This is a genomic window from Quyinboa mangrovi, from assembly GCF_042219825.1.
GTDB lineage: Bacteria > Bacteroidota > Bacteroidia > Bacteroidales > UBA5342 > JBHJHP01.
Genome location: NZ_JBHJHQ010000002.1, coordinates 333,846 through 358,060, shown reverse-complemented (window position 1 = coordinate 358,060; position 24,215 = coordinate 333,846). Strand labels below are relative to the sequence as shown.

The 24,215-nt window shown below is 39.2% G+C and carries 20 protein-coding genes; 9 read left to right on the top strand and 11 right to left on the bottom strand.

The genetic code is table 11. The features are described 5' to 3' along the window. Nucleotides 1–178 precede the first annotated feature (178 nt). From ACE1ET_RS04780 to ACE1ET_RS04740, 9 genes are all read left to right on the top strand, one after another. Nucleotides 179–1,618 carry a circularly permuted type 2 ATP-grasp protein gene (locus ACE1ET_RS04780; protein ID WP_473774470.1) on the top strand — a complete coding sequence of 480 codons (1,440 nt, stop codon included), beginning with the start codon at nt 179–181 and terminating at the stop codon, nt 1,616–1,618. 10 nt (nt 1,619–1,628) lie between these two features. Next, the gene (locus ACE1ET_RS04775; protein ID WP_375727223.1) at nt 1,629–2,591 is read left to right on the top strand and encodes an alpha-E domain-containing protein; all 963 of its coding nucleotides are present in this window, start codon (nt 1,629–1,631) and stop codon (nt 2,589–2,591) included. Nucleotides 2,592–2,601: 10 nt separating this feature from the next. Continuing rightward, nucleotides 2,602–3,354, top strand: coding sequence for a proteasome-type protease (locus ACE1ET_RS04770; protein ID WP_375727222.1), 753 nt, complete (start codon nt 2,602–2,604; stop codon nt 3,352–3,354). Nucleotides 3,355–3,359: 5 nt separating this feature from the next. Continuing rightward, entirely contained in the window at nt 3,360–4,205 is an 846-nt protein-coding gene (locus tag ACE1ET_RS04765) for a transglutaminase family protein (RefSeq protein WP_375727221.1), read from the top strand. Nucleotides 4,206–4,293: 88 nt separating this feature from the next. Continuing rightward, nucleotides 4,294–5,754 (top strand): arylsulfatase, encoded by a 1,461-nt coding sequence (locus ACE1ET_RS04760; RefSeq protein ID WP_375727220.1) that lies wholly within the window; start codon nt 4,294–4,296, stop codon nt 5,752–5,754. A gap of 111 nt (nt 5,755–5,865) precedes the next feature. Next, nucleotides 5,866–7,506 carry a SulP family inorganic anion transporter gene (locus ACE1ET_RS04755; protein ID WP_375727219.1) on the top strand — a complete coding sequence of 547 codons (1,641 nt, stop codon included), beginning with the start codon at nt 5,866–5,868 and terminating at the stop codon, nt 7,504–7,506. Between the two features lie 151 nt (nt 7,507–7,657). Next, complete coding sequence (locus ACE1ET_RS04750) at nt 7,658–10,429, top strand: T9SS type A sorting domain-containing protein (protein WP_375727218.1); 2,772 nt, start codon at nt 7,658–7,660, stop codon at nt 10,427–10,429. Nucleotides 10,430–10,566: 137 nt separating this feature from the next. Further along, nucleotides 10,567–13,281, top strand: coding sequence for an alpha-L-arabinofuranosidase C-terminal domain-containing protein (locus ACE1ET_RS04745; RefSeq protein WP_375727217.1), 2,715 nt, complete (start codon nt 10,567–10,569; stop codon nt 13,279–13,281). Nucleotides 13,282–13,354: 73 nt separating this feature from the next. Then, nucleotides 13,355–14,185 (top strand): metallophosphoesterase, encoded by an 831-nt coding sequence (locus ACE1ET_RS04740; protein WP_375727216.1) that lies wholly within the window; start codon nt 13,355–13,357, stop codon nt 14,183–14,185. Here ACE1ET_RS04740 and ACE1ET_RS04735 read toward each other — a convergent pair. The 11 genes from ACE1ET_RS04735 to ACE1ET_RS04685 all read right to left on the bottom strand — a co-directional run bounded on the left by ACE1ET_RS04735 (nt 14,182) and on the right by ACE1ET_RS04685 (nt 24,127). Further along, nucleotides 14,182–15,132 carry a CPBP family intramembrane glutamic endopeptidase gene (locus ACE1ET_RS04735; RefSeq protein ID WP_375727215.1) on the bottom strand — a complete coding sequence of 317 codons (951 nt, stop codon included), beginning with the start codon at nt 15,130–15,132 and terminating at the stop codon, nt 14,182–14,184. The two genes, ACE1ET_RS04740 and ACE1ET_RS04735, sit on opposite strands and share 4 nt — an antisense overlap. Before the next feature lie 97 nt (nt 15,133–15,229). Then, nucleotides 15,230–15,673 carry a 50S ribosomal protein L9 gene (rplI, locus tag ACE1ET_RS04730; protein ID WP_375727214.1) on the bottom strand — a complete coding sequence of 148 codons (444 nt, stop codon included), beginning with the start codon at nt 15,671–15,673 and terminating at the stop codon, nt 15,230–15,232. Between the two features lie 17 nt (nt 15,674–15,690). Next, the gene (rpsR, locus tag ACE1ET_RS04725; protein WP_375721189.1) at nt 15,691–15,960 is read right to left on the bottom strand and encodes a 30S ribosomal protein S18; all 270 of its coding nucleotides are present in this window, start codon (nt 15,958–15,960) and stop codon (nt 15,691–15,693) included. 3 nt (nt 15,961–15,963) lie between these two features. Beyond that, entirely contained in the window at nt 15,964–16,311 is a 348-nt protein-coding gene (gene rpsF, locus ACE1ET_RS04720) for a 30S ribosomal protein S6 (RefSeq protein ID WP_375721190.1), read from the bottom strand. Nucleotides 16,312–16,506: 195 nt separating this feature from the next. Beyond that, nucleotides 16,507–16,914, bottom strand: a complete 408-nt coding sequence (locus ACE1ET_RS04715) for a hypothetical protein (protein ID WP_375727213.1) — start codon at nt 16,912–16,914, stop codon at nt 16,507–16,509. A 60-nt stretch (nt 16,915–16,974) separates the two neighbouring features. After that, complete coding sequence (locus tag ACE1ET_RS04710; RefSeq protein ID WP_375727212.1) at nt 16,975–18,474, bottom strand: TolC family protein; 1,500 nt, start codon at nt 18,472–18,474, stop codon at nt 16,975–16,977. Then, on the bottom strand, nt 18,471–19,175 hold the full coding sequence (locus ACE1ET_RS04705) for an ABC transporter ATP-binding protein (protein WP_375727211.1): 705 nt from the start codon (nt 19,173–19,175) through the stop codon (nt 18,471–18,473). Before ACE1ET_RS04705 ends, ACE1ET_RS04710 begins: the two co-directional genes overlap by 4 nt. Before the next feature lie 10 nt (nt 19,176–19,185). Then, on the bottom strand, nt 19,186–20,424 hold the full coding sequence (locus ACE1ET_RS04700) for an ABC transporter permease (protein ID WP_375727210.1): 1,239 nt from the start codon (nt 20,422–20,424) through the stop codon (nt 19,186–19,188). A 10-nt stretch (nt 20,425–20,434) separates the two neighbouring features. After that, nucleotides 20,435–21,628: an efflux RND transporter periplasmic adaptor subunit gene (locus ACE1ET_RS04695; protein WP_375727209.1), complete on the bottom strand. Its 1,194-nt coding sequence runs from the start codon at nt 21,626–21,628 to the stop codon at nt 20,435–20,437. Further along, complete coding sequence (locus tag ACE1ET_RS04690) at nt 21,625–22,887, bottom strand: efflux RND transporter periplasmic adaptor subunit (protein ID WP_375727208.1); 1,263 nt, start codon at nt 22,885–22,887, stop codon at nt 21,625–21,627. The genes ACE1ET_RS04695 and ACE1ET_RS04690 overlap by 4 nt, the downstream gene beginning before the upstream one ends. After that, nucleotides 22,877–24,127: an efflux RND transporter periplasmic adaptor subunit gene (locus ACE1ET_RS04685; protein ID WP_375727207.1), complete on the bottom strand. Its 1,251-nt coding sequence runs from the start codon at nt 24,125–24,127 to the stop codon at nt 22,877–22,879. Before ACE1ET_RS04685 ends, ACE1ET_RS04690 begins: the two co-directional genes overlap by 11 nt. Nucleotides 24,128–24,215: the final 88 nt, after the last annotated feature.

Here is a 24,215-nt window from a genome sequence, read left to right as displayed (position 1 = left end):
TAATTGTATCGGATTTGAACTTTAAATTCTGTCCATGATTTTTAAGTTCATGCTTTGGAAGCTTGATGAATTATAATGAATAATTCAAAATAAATAGCAAAATGCCTGATCAGAATAAACTTGATTATGGCCTTTACATGAAGCTTTACAATATAGTATAACAAATTCAAAAAGGTATATGCCAAGAATAAGTTTTGATCAATATATCGCAAAAGGTTTTTATGATGAAATGTTTGACGCAAACGGAAAAGTCAGACCTCATTATAAATTATTCAAAAAAAGACTGGATAAACTGGGTTGGACCAAACTTAATTTCCTGCAGCATTCAACAGACAGGGCCCAATTGTCATTGGGCATGACTTTTAATGTTTACAGCGACAACCAGGGAATAGAACGTATATTACATCTTGATATTCTTCCGAGAATAATAGATGGAAATGACTGGAATTATCTTGAAAGAGGTTTAACTCAGCGCATCATTGCATTAAATATGTTCATTGATGATTTATACAATGAACAAAAGGTTCTGAAGGACAAGATCATTCCACATGAGTTGATTGCAGGAACCAAATCATACCTTAAAGAGTGTATGGGAATAAAACCACCCCTTAACGTTTGGAGTCATATAACCGGAACCGACCTTATTCGCGGTGAAGATGGTAAATTTTACGTGCTCGAAGATAACCTGAGATGCCCGTCCGGAGTATCCTATATGCTTGAAAACAGGGAAATTCTTAAACGTACCTTCCCAGAGCTTTTTGAAAAACTGCATGTTCGACCGGTTTATAATTATATGCATCATTTGCGCGATATGCTGGAGTCACTTACTCCGGTTCAGAATGCAAATATTGTGGTACTTACACCCGGAATTTATAACTCTGCATATTTTGAACACGCCTACCTGGCTCAGCAAATGGGTGCCGAACTTGTAGAAGGAAGAGATCTTGTTGTAAAGAACGATATTGTATATATGATCACTTCAAAGGGTTTACAAAAGGTTGATGTAATATACAGAAGGGTTGATGATGATTTTCTCGATCCGATGGTATTCCGGAAAGATTCAATGCTGGGAACATCCGGACTTTTTAAAGCCTATAGAAAAGGAAATGTTGTACTCGTAAATGCACCCGGAACAGGAGTAGCGGATGATAAGGCAGTGTATGCCTATATTCCACGTATCGTAAAATACTATCTTGGAGAAGATATTATAATTCCTAACGTTAAAACTTACATCTGCTCCGAAGAAAGCGATCTTAAATACGTGATTGAAAATATTGATAAGTTGGTGATAAAACAAACCGATGGATCCGGCGGTTACGGGATGCTTATCGGACCGAAATCCACTAAAGATGAACAACAAACATTCATAAAAAAAATAAAAGCTAATCCAAGGAATTACATTGCACAGCCAACGATTAATTTATCAAGAGTTCCTACTTTAACGGAGGGTTCTATTGATGGCAGACATGTAGATCTGCGACCATATATACTTTACGGTAAAGATGTAAAAATTATTCCCGGTGCTTTAACGAGGGTAGCCCTGAAAAAGGATTCACTTGTGGTGAATTCATCGCAGGGCGGAGGAAGTAAGGATACCTGGGTTTTGGACAATATTTAAATTTCACACTATGTTAAGTAGAGTTGCAGATGCCATATACTGGATGAACAGATATATTGAAAGAGCCGATAATTATGCACGGTTTCTGGATGTAAATTTCAACCTTTCGCTGGACCTTCCCCCTGACATTTCGGAACAATGGCAGCCTTTGGTAGCGACAACCGGAGACTGGGAGTTATATAAAAGTCTGCATAGCAAACCCGTAAAAAATAAAGTCATTTATTTCCTGGGTTTCGACGAAAACAATCCAAATTCAATTCTCAATACCATAACCAGCGCACGTGAAAATGCAAGATCTGTACGACCGGACATCACGAAGGAAATATGGCAACAAATCAATAATTTATACTATTTGGTAAAAGATGAAAAAGAGAAAAAACGATGGCAGAAAAATGATCCCCGAAGTTTTTTTAATGAAATAAAAAAGGGATGTCAGTTATTAAACGGTATCTTCGACACAACTCTTTCCCGGAACGAAGGTTGGCACTTTGGAAAAATAGGACAGCTGATTGAAAGAGCCGATAAAACATCAAGGGTACTGGACGTAAAATACCATATGTTGTTGCCAAAGCTGGAAGAAGTGGGTTCTCCTTTTGATCTCATTCAATGGACAGCCCTCTTAAAATCTGTGAGCGCATTCGATATGTACAGAAAACAATACGGGAAGCTAACCCCCTTTCATATATCAGAATTTCTTATTCTGGACGACGCATTTCCAAGATCAATACTTTACTGTCTCGATAAAGCAGAGAAATCCTTAAACGTTATTACAGGAAGTACAACAGGTTACTCAAATAAAGCAGAAAAACAAATCGGAATTTTAAAATCACAGCTTGAATATGCCGATATAAATGATATTTTTAAAACCGGATTACACGAATATCTTGATAATTTTCAGGTTAAATTAAATGAGACATCATCAGCTATTTTTGATACATTTTTCTCAATTGAAAATGCTTTAAGCATCAGCTAATCATTTTATTATGACATATTGTTTAGCCATTAAAGTTAAATCTGGTATCATAGGAATTTCAGATACCAGGATCACGTCGGGGCACGAAACTACAAAGGCAAAAAAAGTCTTTACCATAAATAAGAATCAACATTCATTTTTCATTATGACCTCAGGGTTAAGATCTGTCAGGGACAAAGCCTTAACTTATTTCAGAGAAATAATTGATGAAGATGATTCGTCCTTTAATAAACTTTACAAGGCAGTTAATGCATTTGCCGCACAGGTTAAAAGAGCAGCCAAAGAGGATAGAGAAGCACTTAGGGAGGCCGGATTACATTTTAATTTATTTGCACTGGTTGGAGGTCAGCTTCAGGATGACGACGGACATAAAGTATTTCTTCTGTATCCAGAAGGAAACTGGATAGAAATTACGGAAGGTTCTCCGTTTATGATCATTGGGAATAACGGATACGGAAAACCTATTCTCGACAGGGTATTGAAATATAATTCAAGTCTTAAATTCGCTCTAAAGGCCGGATTCCTGTCATTTAATGCAACACAGGTAAGCTCAAACGACGTGGATTATCCAATCCATGTGGTGTATTACGAAAAAGACAGTTACAACATCATAGAAAAACAATACAAAAAGGAAGAACTGCAAAGTATATCTCAGTTCTGGCAGCATCAGTTGAGTGAATCCATAAGCAATCTGGATGATAGTTGGATGGATAAACTTTTCACTAAAAACGGCGATGCATTTGAAACGCTTGACGAAGAATAAACCGGATGAATCTGCACATATCGCATATAACAGAATATTTTTTTAGTACAGATGTTTTTTTTGAACCTCACGTTCTTAGATTCAAACCGAAGTTTACACCATACTGTAGTGCGAAAGAGCATCACATAACGGTTGATCCGGAACCAGCAGGACTTTCCCGCTTTCTGGATTCAGAAAACAATGACATCCAGCTTTGCTGGTTTAACGATGTACATAGTAAACTATACATTAAAAGTGAATCGTTGCTGACCATTAGCCCCTATAATCCGTTTCAATTCCTGATTTATCCGCTCGAATATAACGTTTTACCGTTTCATTATAACGCAACAGATTCTGAGTCACTGGAAATCTACCTCAGGTATCAGGATGTACCGGACAACCTTGCAAATTTTGGGAAGCAGATATTAAAAGCTTCCAATAATGAAACTATTCCTTTTCTGACCAATATTACAAAGGCCATACACGATGATTTTCTTATAGAAACGCGGCTGGAAGGTGCACCTTACACTCCGGCAAAAAGTTTTAACTTAAAAAGAGGTTCATGCAGAGATCTGGCATGGATGCAAATCAATCTCCTGCGCTTTCTGGGTATTGCGTCAAGATTCGTTAGCGGATATTACTTTCTGGACGATGATGCTGTAGCTTTTGAGCTACATGCCTGGCTCGAAGTTTATTTGCCGGGAGCTGGTTGGATCGGTCTTGACCCCACACATGGCATAGCTACCGGTAATCATCATATTCCTGTGGCATCAAGCCGGATTCAGGAAAATACAATGCCGGTTTCCGGTTCCATAAGAGGAAGCGCTACATCAAAAATGGAAACGAATCTTTACATTCAAAAGTTAAAATAGCTGGCCCTGAACTGTAATTCCAACAGCATTTTTGTTTGTTTTATCAATCATGTTTATCTTTAATGCTTCAAATTACTTTCGTAAAAAGATGAACAAATCCCTTTATACATTTTCAACCGTTATTGCCGGATCAGTTTTATTGTCTGCAACCTCTTGTCAGCCTAAGGAGAAGAAAACAGCAGAAAAACCAAATATTATCTACATTTTAGCCGATGATCTTGGCTATAGTGACGTAAGTTGTTACGGACAAACCCATTTTCAAACGCCAAATATTGACCGCCTTGCAGCATTGGGGATGAAGTTTACACGTCATTATGCAGGTTCTACTGTCTGTGCCCCTTCGCGATCATCTTTAATGACCGGAATGCATACCGGACATACACCCATTCGTGGCAATATGGGCGTTGAACCGGAAGGACAGGTTCCAATGGATTCCGCAGCTCTCACAATTGCGGAAGTTCTTAAAAAAAACGGATATGTTACGGGCGCTTTCGGAAAGTGGGGATTAGGTTATCCCGGATCCGAGGGTGATCCTAATTTTCAGGGTTTCGATGAATTTTTCGGTTACAACAGTCAGACACTGGCGCATAATTATTATCCGTATCATCTGTGGCATAACCAAACCAAAGTGATGCTGGAAGAAAACCAGGGACATCAAAACGGCGTGTATGCTCCAAACCTCATTCACAAACATGCGCTTCAGTTTCTTGAAAATAACAGGGATACATCTTTCTTCCTTTTCTATCCAACCATTATGCCACATGCAGAACTAGTTGCACCGGAAGAATATATGGATCAGTACCGGGGAAAATTTCTCCCTGAAAAAACCTATAAAGGAGTGGATGATGGTCCACGTTACCGGCTGGGGCCCTATGGTTCACAGGATGAATGTCATGCCGCATTTGCAGCCATGATAAAACTGCTGGACGATCAGGTAGGTGAAATCATTGATAAAGTTGAAGAACTTGGCCTGAGCAAAAACACACTCATTATTTTTACGTCAGATAACGGACCACATAAGGAAGGTGGTGGTGATCCTGATTATTTTAACAGCAATGGCCCGTTCAATGGCTATAAACGCGATTTATACGAGGGTGGCATCCGCGAACCCATGATTGCAGTCTGGAAGGATCATATCAACGCAGGTTCCGAAACGGATCATATTTCAGCCTTCTGGGATGTTATGCCTACAGTATGTGATATGATTGGCGCAGAAGCTCCTATGGATATTGATGGGATATCTTTCCTTCCAACCATGCTTGGAAAACCCCAGAAAGAACACGATTATCTTTACTGGGAATTTCATGAACAGGGAGGTAAACAGGCTGTATTGATTGACAACTGGAAAGGTATAAAATTCGGCATGCAGGAAAATCCGGATACAACACTTGTTCTTTTTGACCTTACCACTGATACAGGTGAGTTACATAATGTGGCAGATCAGCATCCTGAGATGGTTGAAAAAATGGATCTGATCATGTTGGAGGAACATCACAAATCAGATCTTTTTCCGTTTGAATATGAAGAAGTTCCGGAACCGGTTCAATAAATAATGTTACGGTATCAGGAATACTTAAAAGGGTAACATAAAAAATTTTCTGCCATTTCCGGAACAACGGATCTGAAATTACTCTAATTTCGCGCTTTATTTTACTCCAGGATGGAAAACATATTCAAGCCGAAATTCTTCTCAGTTCTAAAATCAGGAATATCTAAAAAACAGTTCTCAGCCGATGTTCTATCGGGAGTAGTTGTCGGAATTGTAGCATTGCCTCTTGCTATAGCATTTGCTGTCGCCTCAGGTGTATCACCGGAAAAAGGATTAATTACAGCTATCATCGCCGGTTTTATCATTTCTTTCCTTGGTGGCAGCCGCGTTCAGATCGGTGGTCCAACCGGTGCTTTTATAGTCATCGTATATGGAATCCTGGAGAAGTATGGATTTGAAGGGCTTATGATTTCAACCATTCTGGCTGGCGTAATTCTTATTTTATTCGGTATTCTGCGTCTTGGAGCCTTATTGAAATACTTTCCGCATCCCTTAATCGTTGGGTTTACTAGTGGCATTGCCCTGGTTATTTTTTCCACACAGATTAAAGATGCGCTCGGACTGGATCTTGACAAAGTACCTTCAGCTTTTATTGACAAATGGGGAACATATGCCGCTAATCTTAATCATATCAACCCGTATGCACTTGCCATTACTGCCATTACGATCCTGATTGTAGTCTTTTCAAAAAAGCTTACAACCAAAATACCGGGTTCTTTTATTGCCATTTTGCTTACAACGATTGTGGTAAAACTTTTTAACCTTCCGGTTACAACAATAGAATCGTTTTTTGGAGATATCCCAAATCAAATCAGCTTCAATTTTCCCCACATACAATTGTCCGAATTGTCTGGTTACCTTGCTCCTGCCCTTACAATCGCCTTGTTGGGTGGAATAGAATCATTACTCTCTGCTGTAGTGTCTGATGGTATGATCAGCGGAAATCACAGGTCGAACACCGAACTTATTGCACAGGGCATTGCCAATATCGTTACACCCTTTTTCGGTGGAATTCCTGCAACAGGAGCCATTGCACGTACAGCAACAAATGTAAAGAACGGCGGTAGAACACCAATAGCAGGTATCGTTCATGCTGCTACACTGCTGCTCATCATGTTGTTTCTTGGACAATGGGCAAAACTGATCCCGATGTCTGCACTGGCCGGTATTCTGATTGTGGTTGCCTACAACATGAGTGAATGGAGGTCCTTCCGATCTGTACTACGCGGATCTGTATTCGATATTATTGTTTTACTCAGCACTTTTATACTGACCGTACTGGTAGATCTCACCATTGCCATTGAAGTTGGCGTCGTTCTGTCTGCATTACTGTTTATGAAGCGCATGGCTGATATCGGTAATGCTGAGGTAAAAGAAAAAATTGACAGCGACCTGATAGAGAACTACTCAGAAATTCCTAATGGCATTTCGATCTATGAGATCAGCGGACCAATGTTTTTTGCATCTGCGAAAACCTATTCGGAAACATTGAAGGAAATTGGTGCTAAAAGTAAAGTTCTTATTATCCGTATGCGTCATGTGCCCTTTGTGGACTCTACCGGTTTACATAACCTAAAAGAAGCCATTAAGATAATTAAGCAAACCGGAGTAAAAATTGCTTTCTCCGGTGTTAACAGTAGTATTCTTCAAAACTTTGATACGTTTGGACTGCTTGAGCTTGTACCAGCCGACCATATTTTTGATTCATTTGAAAAAGCGGTTGCTTTTGCGAAAAAGGAATTGCAGAACTGATCCTTCTAATCACATTCCGTGCTTCATTTTTTTTAACTGTTTATACTTCTGCGCGTTTACAACACCCGTAGTAAAAATATTTAAAAAGATCGTCGATTATATGACAGGTAAAGTGTGATGAAATAGCGTTCTTTGTATAAAATTCAATGCAATGAACTATAAAAGACTTTCTTTATTTGGCATTTTAATCATTGTGGCTGGACTGTCCACCCTGTTTTTAACGACAGAAAGAATCTCATTTCATGATGAAGATTCAGACTATGAAGAAGAAAATGAGGAAAGACCCGATGAAGAAGTTTTGACGGGAAAAGAAAAGGAACTATTCCTTAAATACCTGGAAGGAAGACAACAACAGACCTTGCTGAAATCCGTGTCGGTAAATGGCGAAAGCAGCTACGCCAATGGTGCCCTTACCGGAACATGGAAACACAAAGTGCCCCATACCACAGGCTACGGTTACCGTGTTGATAATTCAGCGTACGATTCGCTCCGAAATGTGTTCTATGTGGTTACATATGCCGGCCATTTATACAAACTTGAATACGAGAACCAGATAAAATGGACCTTGCTTAACCATAAGATACAGATGAATCCACCTGAAAACGCTTCAGCAAATCCGATATTTACAGGGACTCTCTTAGGTGACTCAACGTTCAGGCTTATACGAAGTAACGATAACCAAAACCGTATGGAATATTCTGATGACGATGGTAAAACATGGAACATCAGCACCGGAGCATCAGTAACGAGAAGCTGGTCGAACCAGGCATTTGAAATTACCAGTGGTAATGCCAAAAAAATTATTTTACATACTTACAACTCGAATTACCACCATTTATATTTCTCAGCGGACAATGGTAAAACCTATCAGGAATCCTCATTGACTTTTCCAATATCCACTTACGATGTAAGAATAGCCAAACCATTTAACACTAACGATGCCTATCTTTGGGTATGGTGGAAAGGATCAAAAAAGGTTGATATCTATAAATATGATCCGGAAATTGAAGATTTTGAACTGAAGTATAATTCGCCTTCCATGCTGGCCGGAACAAATCTATCCAGTGCTGCGGCAACATTTTACGGGGGAAAATATCACTTTTACCTTTCCACTATCAATTCTGATTATACCATTTATTATTCGGATGATGAAGGTCAGACGTGGACGCAGAAAAACGCAGGAAGAGACAAACCTTTTGAAATCATAAGCCCCAACAAGCCCAATATCCTTATCAGTGGGTTTGAGGACATGAAACTTTCTGTGAATTATGGTTCTACCTGGACCGGATATGATCACAAACTTGGATGGGATCTTCAACACCTGAAAACATTTGAAATGTCCGGCGGAAAATTCATTACACTTGCAGGTCTCGATTTTGGTTGTTATGTCTCAGAAACACCAGAAAATAAAGACTCCTATATCTGGTGTAATAACGAAGCATGGTATGCCATGCATTACGATGCTGCCACCAGTGAACGTTACAATTCTGTTTATATGGCTAATCAGGACAGAGGCACAACAGCTTATCCTGATACAGCTTCAGACGTTAATACGGTTGATATAGATGGAACAGATGTACTACGGGTTTGCTTTGCCAGCAAAGAAAAATCGGTATGGACATGGTTCTACTATGGAAGGATAAAACACAGATTTAATTTTCCAACAGGTATCGGTGGTGAGGCTGTATTTGATGGCTTAGGGAACTGGTGGGCTGCACCTATCGTTGCTTCACCTGATGAATCCGAAGATGCAATATATGCAGCATATGGCAGTAATCTGAAGAAATTCACATATAATTCCGGTTCGAATTCGATTAGCCAATCCACACATGATTTTAACTTCAATTCCAGTTTTGGTGATGATTTGGGTGGATTCGGATATTCAAAACTGAACCGGAATAACTGGTATGCCGCATTAAATAACGGTGTATTTCTATATTCAAAAGATGCCGGAATTACGTGGACAAAAACCCTTTATCCTGGTCCTTACCCAAAAGCAAACGATCAGTCGTATAATTATCCGAAAAACCAGATTGTTATAAAAGCATCCCAGATTGATTCCAACAGGGTGTATTATGCTGGTGTTGGTAATACTTTTCTGATTTCTGAAGATGGTGGCAGAATATTTTTACCCCATAAGAAAGGGCTTGATATATACAGGATGAGAGATTTTGACCTGTCTCCGGATGAGAAATATATTTTTGCTGCATGTGGATATGAAGGTGCATGGGTATTTTCAGTTGAAGATAATTACTGGTATCAAATGAACGAGGATCCGATTCCAAGTGTCGATTTTACTGATGTTCAGTTTATAGAAAATAAAAACTGTGTAAGATATAGTACGTTCGGCAGTGGAATAATTGATTTCTACATCAACACCATTTTTCCTCCACATCCACCAATAGATTTTTCAGCAAGCGCCCTAACAGATTTTGCAATTCTTTTAAGATGGACAGATAATTCGTTTAATGAAGATGGCTTTATTATAGAGCGGGGCTCTGACGGCTCTTTTGTGACTATTGATACAGTTAGGGCAGGAACCAATATCTATGTCGACCGGAACCTTAATTCATCAACTACTTACCAATACAGATTAAAAGCCTATAATAGCGGCGGATCATCAGTACCAACATCGACAGTTGAAGCCACAACAAAAACAGCTACCGGAATGGATGAGATAAATATGAATATTAAATTATATCCGAATCCTGCAGATAAGATCTTGAATATAGAACTTGGGGCAGTTAAGAACGATGTAATTCTCAATATTATAGATTTAAAAGGGAGAACGCATATTACTGAAAAAATATCCCGTGGAACAGAGAGGCTTAAAATACCGCTGGACAATCTTGATCAGGGAACTTTTATCCTGGATATTACGTATGATGGCAAACATTTGACGCGGGAATTCATAAAACAGTAATTTTATCCATCAGATTTATAAAAATATTGCGTTAAATTAAAAATTATCACTTCCAATAAGTGTTAGTTTTACAATCATTCGTATATTCGTAACTTTGAAATAATATTGATTTGAATACTAAATTTTTAACCCGTATCATGAAGAATAATGTAATCATACTTTTTTTATTGCTGGTAATTTCATGTACCTCTAAAAGTCAGGTAACTTTTGAAGTAGATGGAAATGAACAGGGGAAAGCTATCAGTACCAATCTGATTGGCGCATTCTTTGAAGACATAAATTATGGAGCCGATGGCGGATTATATGCTGAGCTTGTACAGAACCGCTCTTTCGAATATTATCCGGTGGCCGGTTATACTGACATGCAGCCGCTTGATGCATGGTCAGTTATAACTGAAGGCGGAGCTGTTGCAACCATGACAGTGGAAAACAGCAATCCCATTAATGAAAACAATACACACTACCTGAAATTTGCAGTTTCCAATACAGGATCCAGTGTAGGATTTAAAAACTCCGGATATGATGGAATCTCAGTGAAAGAGAGAGATAATTATGATTTTTCAGCATATGTAAGATGTGATGGAAGCTTCTCTGCTCCGGTGTCGGTATTGATAGTTAACGGATCAGGAACAGCAATTGGGGCATTTATCATAAGTAACATTACAAACGACTGGCAGAAAGTTTCAGGCGTAATCACCGTTACCATGACAAGTGATGATGCAACCTTACAACTAAAGACAAAAGAAGCAGGAACCCTCTATTTTGATATGATTTCATTGTTCCCTCAAAACACATTTAAAAACAGGAAGAACGGATTAAGGCAGGATCTGGCACAGGCTGTTGCTGATCTTCACCCACGATTTTTGCGTTTCCCCGGAGGATGTGTTTCCCACGGACGTGGAAATGACAATGCTTACCGCTGGAAAGAAACAGTTGGAGATGTTGCAGAACGCACACCAAACTGGAACCTGTGGGGCTATCATCAGACTTACGGCCTTGGATTTTTTGAATACTTTCAGTTTTGCGAAGATATCGGAGCCATCCCGTTTCCGGTTCTGCCACTGGGTGTATCCTGCCAGTTCCGAAACAGGGAAATTGTGCCTATGTCAGAAATGCAACCCTGGGTTGATGATGCGCTTGATTTAATTGAATTTGCAAATGGTGATATAACCACTACGTGGGGTAAAGTAAGGGCAGACATGGGACATCCTGAACCATTTAATATGGAATACATCCTACTGGGAAATGAAGAAGATGATATTCCAGAATTTCGTGAGAGATTCCTTTTAATTGCCAATGCTATAAGAGAAAAGCATCCGGAAATTAAGATTATAGGCACATCAGGTACTGATGATACGGGAAGCTATTACAGAAGTCTGTGGGAGTTCAGCAGGGAAAATAATCTGGATGCAGTAGATGAACACTATTACAATTCACCATCATGGTTTCTGACGAATAATCACAGATATGACGATTTTCCAAGAACCGGACCGAAAGTATTTATTGGTGAATATGCCTCGCAGGGTGATCAACTGTACAATGCTATTTCTGAAGCAGCTTACCTGACCGGTGTTGAACGTAATGCGGATATCATTGAATTTACCTGCTACGCGCCGTTATTCTGTAATGAAAACCACAATCAGTGGAATCCTGATCTGATCCGTTTTGATAACAACAATCTGGTGAAAACAGCGAGTTATTATGTACAGCAACTATATAGTTGGAATGATGGTGAAGAATATATTCCAAGTACTTTGACTGTTCCTGAGAACAGTGCTCCGTTTGTGGGTAAAATTGGCGTAGGAAGCTGGAATACGCAGGTTGTTTTTGACGATGTAAAAGTTGTAAGCAACGGAACCGTATTACTGGATGAAAACTTCAGTGACGGAGCAGCAAACTGGACGCCATTTGATGGCTCATTCAGTGTAAGTTCAGGAACTTATGTGCAATCAAGCGGTCAGACACCGGCATGGAGCATTGCCAACACAGTTATTGATAAAAGTGAGTATACTTTTACGTTAAAGGCTATGAAAACAGGAGGAGCAGAAGGTTTCCTTATTCCATTTGCTCTGCAGGATGACAGAAACTATTACTGGCTGAATATAGGTGGTTGGGGAAATACTCAAAATGCCGTTGAACAGGCAAGCCAGGGCTCAAAAGCTACACTTGTCTCAAGGGGAGGGAGCATCTCAAACAACAGATGGTACACTATAAAAATTGATGTTAAAGGGCAGTCGGTTGATTTCTATATGGATGACAATCTCCTGTTTAGTATTCCTGCACCGGACGGACCGGTTAGCGCGTCTGTTGTTAAGAACAACCAGACCAACGAACTGATTATTAAGATGGTAAATTCTGATCCGGAACCTGTAACAGTCAATATGAAACTAAAAAATGTGGATACATCTGTTGATGCAAAAGTAACCACACTAACCGGACCTTCATCTTCATCCAGAAATTCATTAAACTCACCGGATTTGATTAAACCTGTAGAATCAACCGTGTCAGTTTCCGGTTCATTTGATTATACGCTGCCGCCTTACTCGTTCCAGCTGTTCAGAGTTAAACTGGGAAATTCAACCAGCCTGAATGATGCTTCACGTAACAGTGGCAGTGATCTGACAATAATGCCGAATCCCGCACGTGAGAGTGCATTAATATGTTACAACAATACATATGGGGAGCCTTACAAAGTTTATATTTATGACACTTCCGGAAAAATGGTTTATAAAAATATAACCAAAAAATCTACAACCAGGGTTGATAAAGAAAATATGAAATCTGGAGTTTACTATGTGAAAGTAAACGATAAAGGGAAAGAATTTAATGGGAAATTAGTGATAAACAATTAAGTGAATTTTTATTCATAACGTAAAGGGACCGGATATTTTTACTGGTCCCTTTTTAATTCGTCCTGACAGCAAAATGATTGGTTTATTTAAATGGAAATATGCAACTGCATTCCTAATAGCAGGAATACTAATACTCTCCTACGCCTATATTGAGACCTACTGGATCAAAACTAAAAAGCTCACAATATACTCTGAAAACCTGCCCGCTTCTTTTAATGGCAAAAAGCTTGTTTTTATTTCGGATGTACATCTAGGACCATATATATCTGAAAAAAGAGTACAAAAAGTTGTAAAGCGGATCAATGCATTACAACCTGACATTATCCTGTTGAGTGGTGATTATATTGACATGAAAGCAAAGTACATTGCTCCTGTTTTTGATGCGCTGCAAATCCTCAAGGCTCCCATGGGTAAATATGGTGTGCTTGGAAATCATGAGTTTATTGAAGACCCTCAACAGGTTATACGTAAATTCAGGGAGAGTAAAATAAACTTATGCCATAACAATTCATTTTGGATTACTGAAGGTAGGGACAGCATTAAAATAGGTGGTGTAGGCGATTTATGGGAATCAGACCAGAAGATAGAAAATACCATCAACGATGTCAGAGATTCTGATTTTTGCATTTTATTGTCACATAATCCGGACTATATGGAGGAATTAAAAACCAACAAGATAGACCTGATGTTGTCCGGTCACACGCATGGTGGACAGGTAACACTCTTTGGACTTTGGGCTCCCCTGTTACCCTCGGATTATGGCCAGAAATACCGTTACGGCCTAAGGCAGGTAAAACACACGCAATTATATGTCACATCCGGAGTTGGTGTGGTTGGTGTTCCGTTCCGGTTCTTTTGCAGACCGGAAATAGTTGAGATTACCCTAAAGACTACTAAAGATTAAAACGAATCCTCTGTTAAAGTTGTTTTGCTGATCCTGACAGGTTGAATCAGCTTTTTAAAACCATTGAACCGATAAAACAACCAGGCCACAACCATAAAAATCGATCCTGATATCAGAATACCATACCACTGTGATGTCGGATCAATGGTTAATACCTGAAACGCAGAATCAGTCTTAAGTGCAGAACCGGTATAATTTACGCCAACAGCGAGAAAAAAATTATTAATAAAATGAATCCCGATTGCCATTTCAAGTCCGTCATCCAGAATAGTAATCAATCCAAGAAAAGCACCAAGAAGCACATAACCAGGCATCATTTTCCAGAATCCGTATTCATAAACTTCGGGATTTGCCGAATGCATTAAACCAAACAGAACGGACGTAAGTATCCAGGCTATGACCGGATATTTAAATATATTTCCAAGCAGCTGATACAGATATCCCCTGAAAAAGATTTCTTCGAAGCTCACCTGAAAAGGGAAAAAGATTAATGCAATAAGAAATAACCATATAAAAGACTTTGCTTCGAAGGTTATTTCATAATTATCAGGATCCATAAAATAGTCCGCCAAAGTAGACCCTCCCAGAATAATTCCCCATATCAGAATGGCAAAACCTATGCGTTTAAAATCCAGTTTTTCTCGTGCAGTCACAAAGGTCAGCATCGGACGGCGATGAAAAATCTTAGCAAAAAAAAGTCCGAAAAAGGGTACAAGAAAGGAGGACATAATAATCAGAAATCCCACATTATTTGAGATCCCCATTCTGCTGAAATCCATTGATTTTAAGACGTCCTCTGTCAGTTCACCTCCATTCAGCATGGCTACACCTCCTAGAACTATAGATAAAATAAACTGCCCAATAAAATATGACAGTATTATTAGCATGACTGCGGGTAAGTAGGCAACAAATGCCCTGTTTCCCTTTTTTATCTGATCAAGAAACATGATATAAGATTTAGTGAGGTACAAATATAAAATAAAAAACCCCGATTTGCATCGGGGTTGTATAGTTTGAAAAACGATAAATCGTAATTTGGAAATTCTATTCCGGTACTACTTCGAATCCTATTTCAACACTTACTTCTTTATGCAATTTCAGCGTTGCTTTATATTTACCAACTTCTTTCACGGCTTCTTTAATGCTGATCAGTTTACGATCCACATCATAACCTTCTTTTTCCAGTGCTTCAGAAATCTGAATATTGCTTACTGAACCAAAGATTTTACCGGTAGAACTTGTTTTTGCACCAACAACCAGATTAACTGAACCAAGTTTTCCTGCCAGTTCTTCTGCTTCCTGTTTGATTTTAGCCAGCTTGTGAGCTCTCTGCTTCATATTTTCAGCCAAGACCTTTTTAGCCGACTCAGTAGCTACAACTGCTTTTCCCTGAGGTATAAGATAGTTTCTGCCGTAACCGTCCTTAACAGTGATAATGTCGTCTTTATATCCTAAACCTATAATGTCTTCCTTTAATATTATATCCATTATACTATCCTCCTCAATTATTTCATCAAATCAGTTACATACGGTAATAAAGCCAGGTGACGGGCTCTCTTAACGGCCTGAGCCACTTTTCTCTGGAATTTTAAAGATGTACCGGTTAACCTTCTTGGGAGGATTTTTCCCTGTTCATTAAGAAACTTCTTAAGGAATTCCGGGTCTTTGTAATCAACATATTTGATTCCGTTCTTTTTGAAACGGCAATATTTTTTTCTGTTAATATCAACCGAGGGCGGTGTTAGATATCTAATTTCTGACTGACTCTGTGCCATGGCTTAGTTCTCCTTTTTTGCTTTTAGATTCGACCTTCTTTTCTCTGCATACTCAATAGAGTATTTATCCAATCTGAATGTAAGGAAACGAATGACCCTTTCATCACGACGGTACTCTAACTCTAATTTTGCGATCAAATCTGGTGTTGATTTGAATTCAAGCAACTGGTAAAACCCTGTTGATTTTTTCTGAATGGGATAAGCTAATTTCCTTAATCCCCAGTTCTCCTGATGTACAATCTCAGCTCCGTTATCAGTCAGGAGCTTGTTGAACTTTTCTACCGCTTCCTTCATCTGGTTCTCAGACAAAACGGGAGTTAAAATGAAAACGGTTTCATAACTGTTTAACATACTCTCTATAAATTTAATTAATGATTATATCCTTAATTTTCGACGCGCAAAGATATTAATTATTTTATTTACAGCAAACTGTATCAGGCATTTTAAAAAATATTTAAACCTATTATAGTTTAGGTGAGTATTTGACTGCTGGCACTAATATACATCAGCACCGGTTAATAACAGACTTCCTTGAAGATTCAATAATTAATCTACTTTAGGAGAACAGAATACGGTTAGAATTTTATTTTCACTTAGCCAAATTTGTATTCCTATTTCATCAAACTCGATAACTTCCTGATAATCATCGTTAACAGGCATGTAAATTTGATCTGTCTCTCCAGAAGGCTTCAATTTAAACTTCCTGGTAAATGTGTTGAATGATAACCCTATAAGGTTAGTTCCCTTAAAAAACAACTCTTTTCTACAAGCGATTGAAACGATACAATTCTTTTCGGTATAAATATCTAAACCTTCATCTTCTAATTCATATCCATCCCAGTTAGTAACATCATCACTTTTAGTAAAACTAAAATCAAATTCTGAATACGCTTCAATGTTCTCGTTAAACACGAATAGACCTACTCGATTAAATGGAATTAATTCAACAATCATAGTTTTGATCTCAGATTGTCTCTGAAAAAAATATTCACGCGAGCATTTCGACCGGTCCAATTAATTGATCGGTCTTTGCTCCTTGAAATCATAATATGTTTTACGCATAAGATCGGCCAACAAAAGTTCGTAGTTTATGTAAGCTGACAAATGCGATAAATAAGCATTGTTCAAACGTTCCCTCTCCAACGCCAAAGCCTGACTGTCAATATCTCCATCTGAATAACGTGACAATGTGATTTTAAAACTCTTTTCAGCTACTGCAACATTTTTCTCCAGCAGCTGCAGGCGTTTTAAACTATTGCTGTAATTCGCAACCAGATTTCTGACTTCATTATCTATACTCCGCGCAAGTTGCTCCTTCTGATAAATATTCTGTTGCAACTGAGCCTTAGCCCTGTTAACCCGCGCTTTGTTCTCACCCCAGTCAATAATTGGTATACTGATATCCAGGGAAACGCCATAATTCGGGCCCCTGTCTGTTAAATTTGTGAATACACGATCAGTAGTCTGGTTCAGGTTAAACGCACCGGGATTATCTTCATCATCAATTCCGGTTAATCCGTAAGAGGCATTTATAGCACCGGAAATACGCCCCTGTGCTTTTTGCCGTTTAAGATTCAGCTCATTCAGTTCAATCTGGATATCCTGCTCCCTAAGTTCAAGTCTGCTTTTTCTGGCATACTCCAGAGCTTTATCAAGTTCCACAACAACGGGAGTATAGTCCATATTGGCATCTATTGTTATACTATCAGTAATGGGAAGTCCCAACAACTCCTTGAACGAATTAGACGCCGTCTCCAGGTTCACCCGGTTAAGGTCATAGTTATTCTGAGCCTCGGCCAGATCCACTTCCATCTGCAGCGCATCAACTTCCCGAATAAGACCCACAGCGAATTTATTCTGAGCGATGTCATATGCCTCTTTTTGCCTGTCCAGATTCAGTTTTGCAATATCCATCCTCTTCTGAATGGCTAACAGGTTATAAAAATTATTACTTACGTTATACACCAGGTTCAGTTCTTCACGTGTTAATCTTTTTTGAGAACTTTCATAATTCAGTTTGGCAGTCTTAAAATTCGTCTGAATATCATTATATCCGAAGAATGCATTTAAAGGTTGGTTCAATCTGACGGCGGTATTAAATCTCGAGGTTCTGGTACTGTTTGTATAATCGGTAATAACACTTGGGTTAGCTTCCAGAAAAATATTTCCATCAGTTGGTAAAGGTTGTGTAACCCTTAATCTGCCTGAAAGTGCATTCGTCTTTAAGGGATTATACGACACAACTCCTGTTGGATCCCTGAATTCATAAATGGTATTGGAAAAACCCGGCACCTGCATATCCATATCCACATGTGTTTTCAGGCTGCTGGTTGTGGCCTTAAGATTAAACTCTGCCATTTTTATATTCTGCCTGAGAATAAGGATATCATAACTCGACATTTTTGCTATAGCTATACTGGTTTCAAGATCCAGAAGATGTGCCTGCGGTTTTTGTGCTTTTAGTCCTGATGTGCACAGAATAACTGCGCTTAATATGTATAGTATACGTTTCATTTTCTTAGCGTTTCGGTTTTGTTGTGATTTTTCTTATCAGTATCTATCAGGCCGTCTTTTATGTGGATAATCCTGTCGCTGTAATCCGCTATTTCCTGTTCATGGGTAATTAAGATGATGGTATTTCCTTCCTTGTGCAACTGATCAAACAAATTCATAATTTCCAAACCGGTTTTGGTATCGAGTGCCCCGGTTGGTTCATCCGCTAAAAGAATTCCGGGTTTGGTTACCAATGCCCGTGCAATAGCAACTCGTTGCCTTTGTCCACCCGATAATTCAGATGGCTTATGTTCCATTCTGTCAGAAAGGCCTACACGCGACAAAGCTTCCTTTGAACGTTCTAAGCGTTCATGCTTCGTCATTCCGGCATACATCAACGGAAGCTCTACGTTGTGCAGTGAACTTGACCGCGGCAACAGGTTAAAGTTCTGGAAAATAAATCCGATTTCCTTGTTTCGCATCGCAGATAATTCGTCATCCGTCAGCATACTTACATCCACTCCGTTAAAAAGATATTCTCCTGCAGTTGGCACATCAAGACAACCAATCACATTCATCAATGTGGATTTGCCTGATCCGGACGGTCCCATGATGGCAACATATTCGTTCTGTTTAATCTTCAGGTCAACTCCACGAAGCGCCCGAACAGAAACCTCACCCATGAGATAATTTTTTTCCAGTCTGTTTATTTCAATTAACATAATTCTTCGTTTACTCGTAACGGATGGATTCAATAGGATTCAGGTTCGATGCATTCTTAGCCGGAAGATATCCAAAACTTATTCCCACTACCACAGAGAAGCCAAATGCAACAAATACAGAGTAGAGCCGGATAAAGGTGTTGACATCCGTGAACAGCGATATCAGCAAAGAAAGTGATACACCCAGCAACACGCCAATTATTCCACCGGTAATACTAATGGCCACTGCCTCTGTCACAAACTGGCTCATTATATCTGCTTTTCTTGCACCAATGGCCCGTCTGATCCCTATTTCGCGGGTACGTTCCATTACCGTTGCCAGCATAATATTCATAATTCCTATGCCTCCTACCAGCAACGATATGGCAGCAATAGCACCCAACAGAATATTGTAAATCCTGCGTTCCTTCTCTTCCTGCTTCAGCAGTTCGAGTGGGATGATGATGCTGAAATCCGCATTATTAAAATGATGCCGGTTCAAAATGCTCCGGATCACTTCCGAACTTTCTACCAGCATGCCGGCTTCCTTTATCTTGACCGTAATTTGTCTGATCTCACTTTCATATTTCTTTGAGCGCTCAAACCGTTTGTTAAATGTTGTAAGTGGCATGTAAACGTCATTGTTCAGGTCACGCGATGCCAGCTCACCAACCGTCTCCGTAAAAAGCGCTTTGGGCTGCATGGTTCCTACAACTTCCATCCACTGATCTTCTATCTTTACTTTTTTACCGATGGGATCCACACCGGCAAAAAGTTCTTTGGCTACACCAGCACCCAATACACAAACTTTAAGGTTCCGTTTATAATGATCCTCATTTATAAACTCTCCTTCATCTGTTTTCTGGTTCAAAATATCAATGTAGGAAGGTGTAATTCCGATAACGGTAGACTTAACTGATTTATCTGAGAACTTTACATCTGTGCTCTTTTCTGCCTGCGATGCCACATCCTCCACATAAGGAACGATTTCCTTTATGGTTGAAGCATCCTGGAGCGATAAACCGGGTGAAAATTTGGCTCTGACTTCTTCAAGTTCTGCATCAGACAGATCTTTATCACGAATAATAATATTATTTACACCCAAGTCCTGGTATTTGGCAATAGCCTCACGTTTAGCTCCTTCTCCAATGGATAACATGGCAATAACAGATGCTACACCAAAAATAATCCCGAGCATAGTCAGAAAAGATCTGAATTTATGATCGTACAAACCGGTCAGCGCTAAACGTATATTTTCTTCAAACTGCATAATTTCCTGTTTAAATAATTTCTTTCAGTGGTACGACCCGGGCACCATTCTTTAGGTCACTTTTCAAAACGGTAACGGAATTATTCTTTAAACCGGTTTCCACTTCTGTTTTTACCGGTTTATGTCCTTTTAAAACATATACATAGCTTTTCCCGTCTTCATTCAGCACACATTCATTCGGGACCAGCAGTACATCATTTTCATCGGCACTGACATACTCACAACTCACGGTCATCCCAGGTTTAAGCCGCTCATCCGATACATCCATTGTTACAATAACATCAAAAACCTTTTTTCTTGACTCGTTGTTGGATCTGTGACAGAGGCCGCTTATAAATGTTATGGTACCATCGAAAAACACACCATCCAACGCATCCAGTTTGACCTTAACAGGTAAACCTTCCTTTACCTTGCTGATATCCGTTTCATTCAATACGGTTTCAACTTTCATCCAGGTCATATCAGGGACATCGCCCATATTCCTGCCCGGATAAATTTCGTCTCCAATTTTCAGCAATTCTCCGGTTCTGCGGTTATAGCCCACCTGAAAAATTCCATTGATGGGTGAACGAATGGTTAGTTTGGGTAAAATATCAATCGCATTATCAATCTCATTTTCCAGACGTTCTATTCTGATCTCCTGAATCCGGCGTTCTTTTTCCTGCTGAATATCAGCAAGCTCAAGTTTTCTTTTGGTTTTCTCCAGCCTTATCTTAGCCTGCTCAAACTCCAGTTCCTTCACTTTCTGTTCATTTTCAGAGGCAAACCGGGCACTCTCCATCTCGATCTTATTCAATTCAAATGTTGCCTGTTCACTACTGAGCGCTGCCAGCATACTGCTTTTATCAATCTGCTGTTGAACCACCATTTTTTGCATGTTGGCATTTTGAGTTTCAAGATCAATCTTTCTGTCTGCGATATATTTCTTTACTTCAGACGGGTCAAGCTGGATGACTGAATCACCTGCTTTAACGGCAGTTCCGTGATCCAGAATTCCTGTTATTTTCATTTCGTACCAGTAGCGGCCGTATCGTGGCAGAACAAAGCTTTTCTTATTGACTGCCTGCAGCGTTCCTGTCTCGGTAATCGTAAGCTTAAAATCTCCCTTTTTAACCTCCTTATAGGCATACTCCTCGCCAGAACAGGAAATAAAAAGCATCGGCAAAACCAGAATCAGATATATGAAATTAAGTTTCCGGTTCATACGTCTTTGTTTTTAGCTGATTTAGTATTCGTATCTTCTTCCACTGCAAATGGGTCGACCAAAGCCACCTCATCGCCTTCTTCCAGTCCTTCCTCCACAATAACAAAATCGTTGTTGGACTGCGCAGTTTTTATATCCTGTCTTTTAAATTTACCACCTGATTTTACATATACGTAGTCCTGCCCCATCTCTGAGAAAACGGCTTCCAATGGCACAAACATGACATCGTTAATTTCATCAATAATTATTTTACAACTTACGGTAAGTCCGGGCATCAGTTTATTATCTGTAGAATCCGTAATCAGCACTTCCACAGGAAAGACTTTTATATCAGAGTTGCGTTCCTTGTTAACAGCCAGATTAGCCACAGATACCACTTTCCCATGATAAACCTGCCCGGAAAAAGCATCCGGACGAATTTCCACATTCAGTCCTTTCCTTATCTTTGAAATATCAACCTCATTAATTTTAACAGTGGCTTTCAGTTCTGACAAGTCAGGAAGCTGAACCAGCGGCTGTCCCGACCAGCACTGATCTCCGATCTGATATTTGGCGTTGGTACTCCAGTTTTCAGCAATGATCACAATACCAGGATTTTTTGATACCAGAATAAGTTCATTCAGAGTTTGTTTAGACTCTTCAAGCTGGGAACGTGCCTGTTCAATCGAGAGTTTTTTCTGGGAGATTTCCTCACGCTGTATCTTTTTTCGGTTCTCAATCTGTTCAAGTGCTTTCTCAAGTTCAATCTCGGCCTTTTCAAGATTCAGTTTAATCTTTTTCCGTTCGATTTCGGAGTAGTAATCAGAATTTTCAAATTTTATCTGCGATATCTCCTTGTTAATCTTAGTAATCTGGTAGTCAGACATCAGATCCTTAATTTCGGATTCATGCTGCGCCTGTGTCCGTTCCAGCTCAGCCTGATTTATTTCCAGACTCGACTCGGATTCCACAATAGCTTTATTCACTTCCGAAGGATCAAATGTAACAACCGTATCCCCTTTTTCTACTTTACTTCCATCGGTTACCAGACTGGAAATCTTGAGGTTACCATATCGCCAGGAAGACAGGTTTGGCGTACTTATATTGATTGAATTTGTGGCGTTTACATCGCCCTCCTCTGTTATTTCAATTTGAAATGTTCCCTTTTGCGCTTTATATACAGATATCTCCTTCCCGTTTTTTGAGCTGCACGAGACAGTAATTATCGCAAGTATCAGCCACAGAATATTAGTTATCTTAAAAGGTGGCTTATTTTTCATTAATTGTATCATTTGTGTTATTGTTGATTTGAGTGGTGTCAAGAAAATTAATTTTATGAACCTCAGAATCCTGTGGCTTATTTAACAGAACAACATCGTTTTCACCAAGACCACGAGAAACAACAGCATTTTCAACAGACTCATAACCTGTAATAATTTGCTGTTTATTTATTTTCCCTTTTTTTAAAACATATACATATTTTACACTGTCAATGGATTCAATGGCTATCTGCGGAATAACAAGACAATTTTCCTGCCGTTTAATAATTACATTACATTTTGCTGTTGTTCCAAGGTCAGGAATCTCACTGGTTTCATTTACCATCACTGTAACATCAAAAACCTTAATTTTAGAATTTCTGCTTACCGGTTTTCCAACAGGTGTCATATGACTGATTTCGCCCTTTGCCAATAAACCAGGAATAGCATCAAAGGTAATTTCAACAGGCTGTTTCATTTTCAGGCGTTTAAACTTGCTTTCCGGCACCTGGAGTAATACTTTTACACTCCGCATATCCGGCAGATTAACAATTCCGTCTCCCGGCCATACCCTGTCACCGATTTTCAGTTTTTCACCGTTGGGACTTCCAATCGTAGCCATACCATCCTGCGGAGCAGTCAGAACCAACTGATCAAGATCATCTTTAATCCGGGAAATATATAATTCAAACCGTTTGATCTGTAGCGTCATCTTACGAAGTTCTGCATTATTAATCTCTTCAGTTGAATTAAGCTTGTCTTCCAGCTTCTTACGGGTTATTTCAGCTTTTTCTATTTCGAGACGGGTCAGTTTTTTTTGTACATCAGATGAGTATTTCATCTGAAGTGAATCCATAAATACAATAGCGGTCTGCACTTCATTATTCTTTACCTGAGCTTCAAGAAGTGCTTTATTCATGGCAAGACTGGCCTCCAGTTTTGTATATTGAGCTCTTGCAGAACTTAAGGATTTTAATCTGTTATCATAATTTGTTACCAGCTGCTGATTTTCCAGAATACATACCGTATCCCCCTTCTTCACTAACTCACCATCTTCCACCAGATAGGAAACAGTAACATTATAGATCCGTGGACAGGAAACGGAAACTGAGTTTACAGCATCCACAACACCTTCAATCTGCACGCTCTCTGTGAAGTCTCCCCTTTCAACTGTAGAATAAACGTACTTATCGTCTTCACCGGAACATGAAAACAACAAAAACATCACACCAATAAATTTCAAATAATAAAAAAACTTCATCAGGGTTACTTCTACTTCAAAAGGTATACAATATAAACTTAACGGATTCAGCGGGTAAATATTACTTACACTTTTACTGCATTATAAA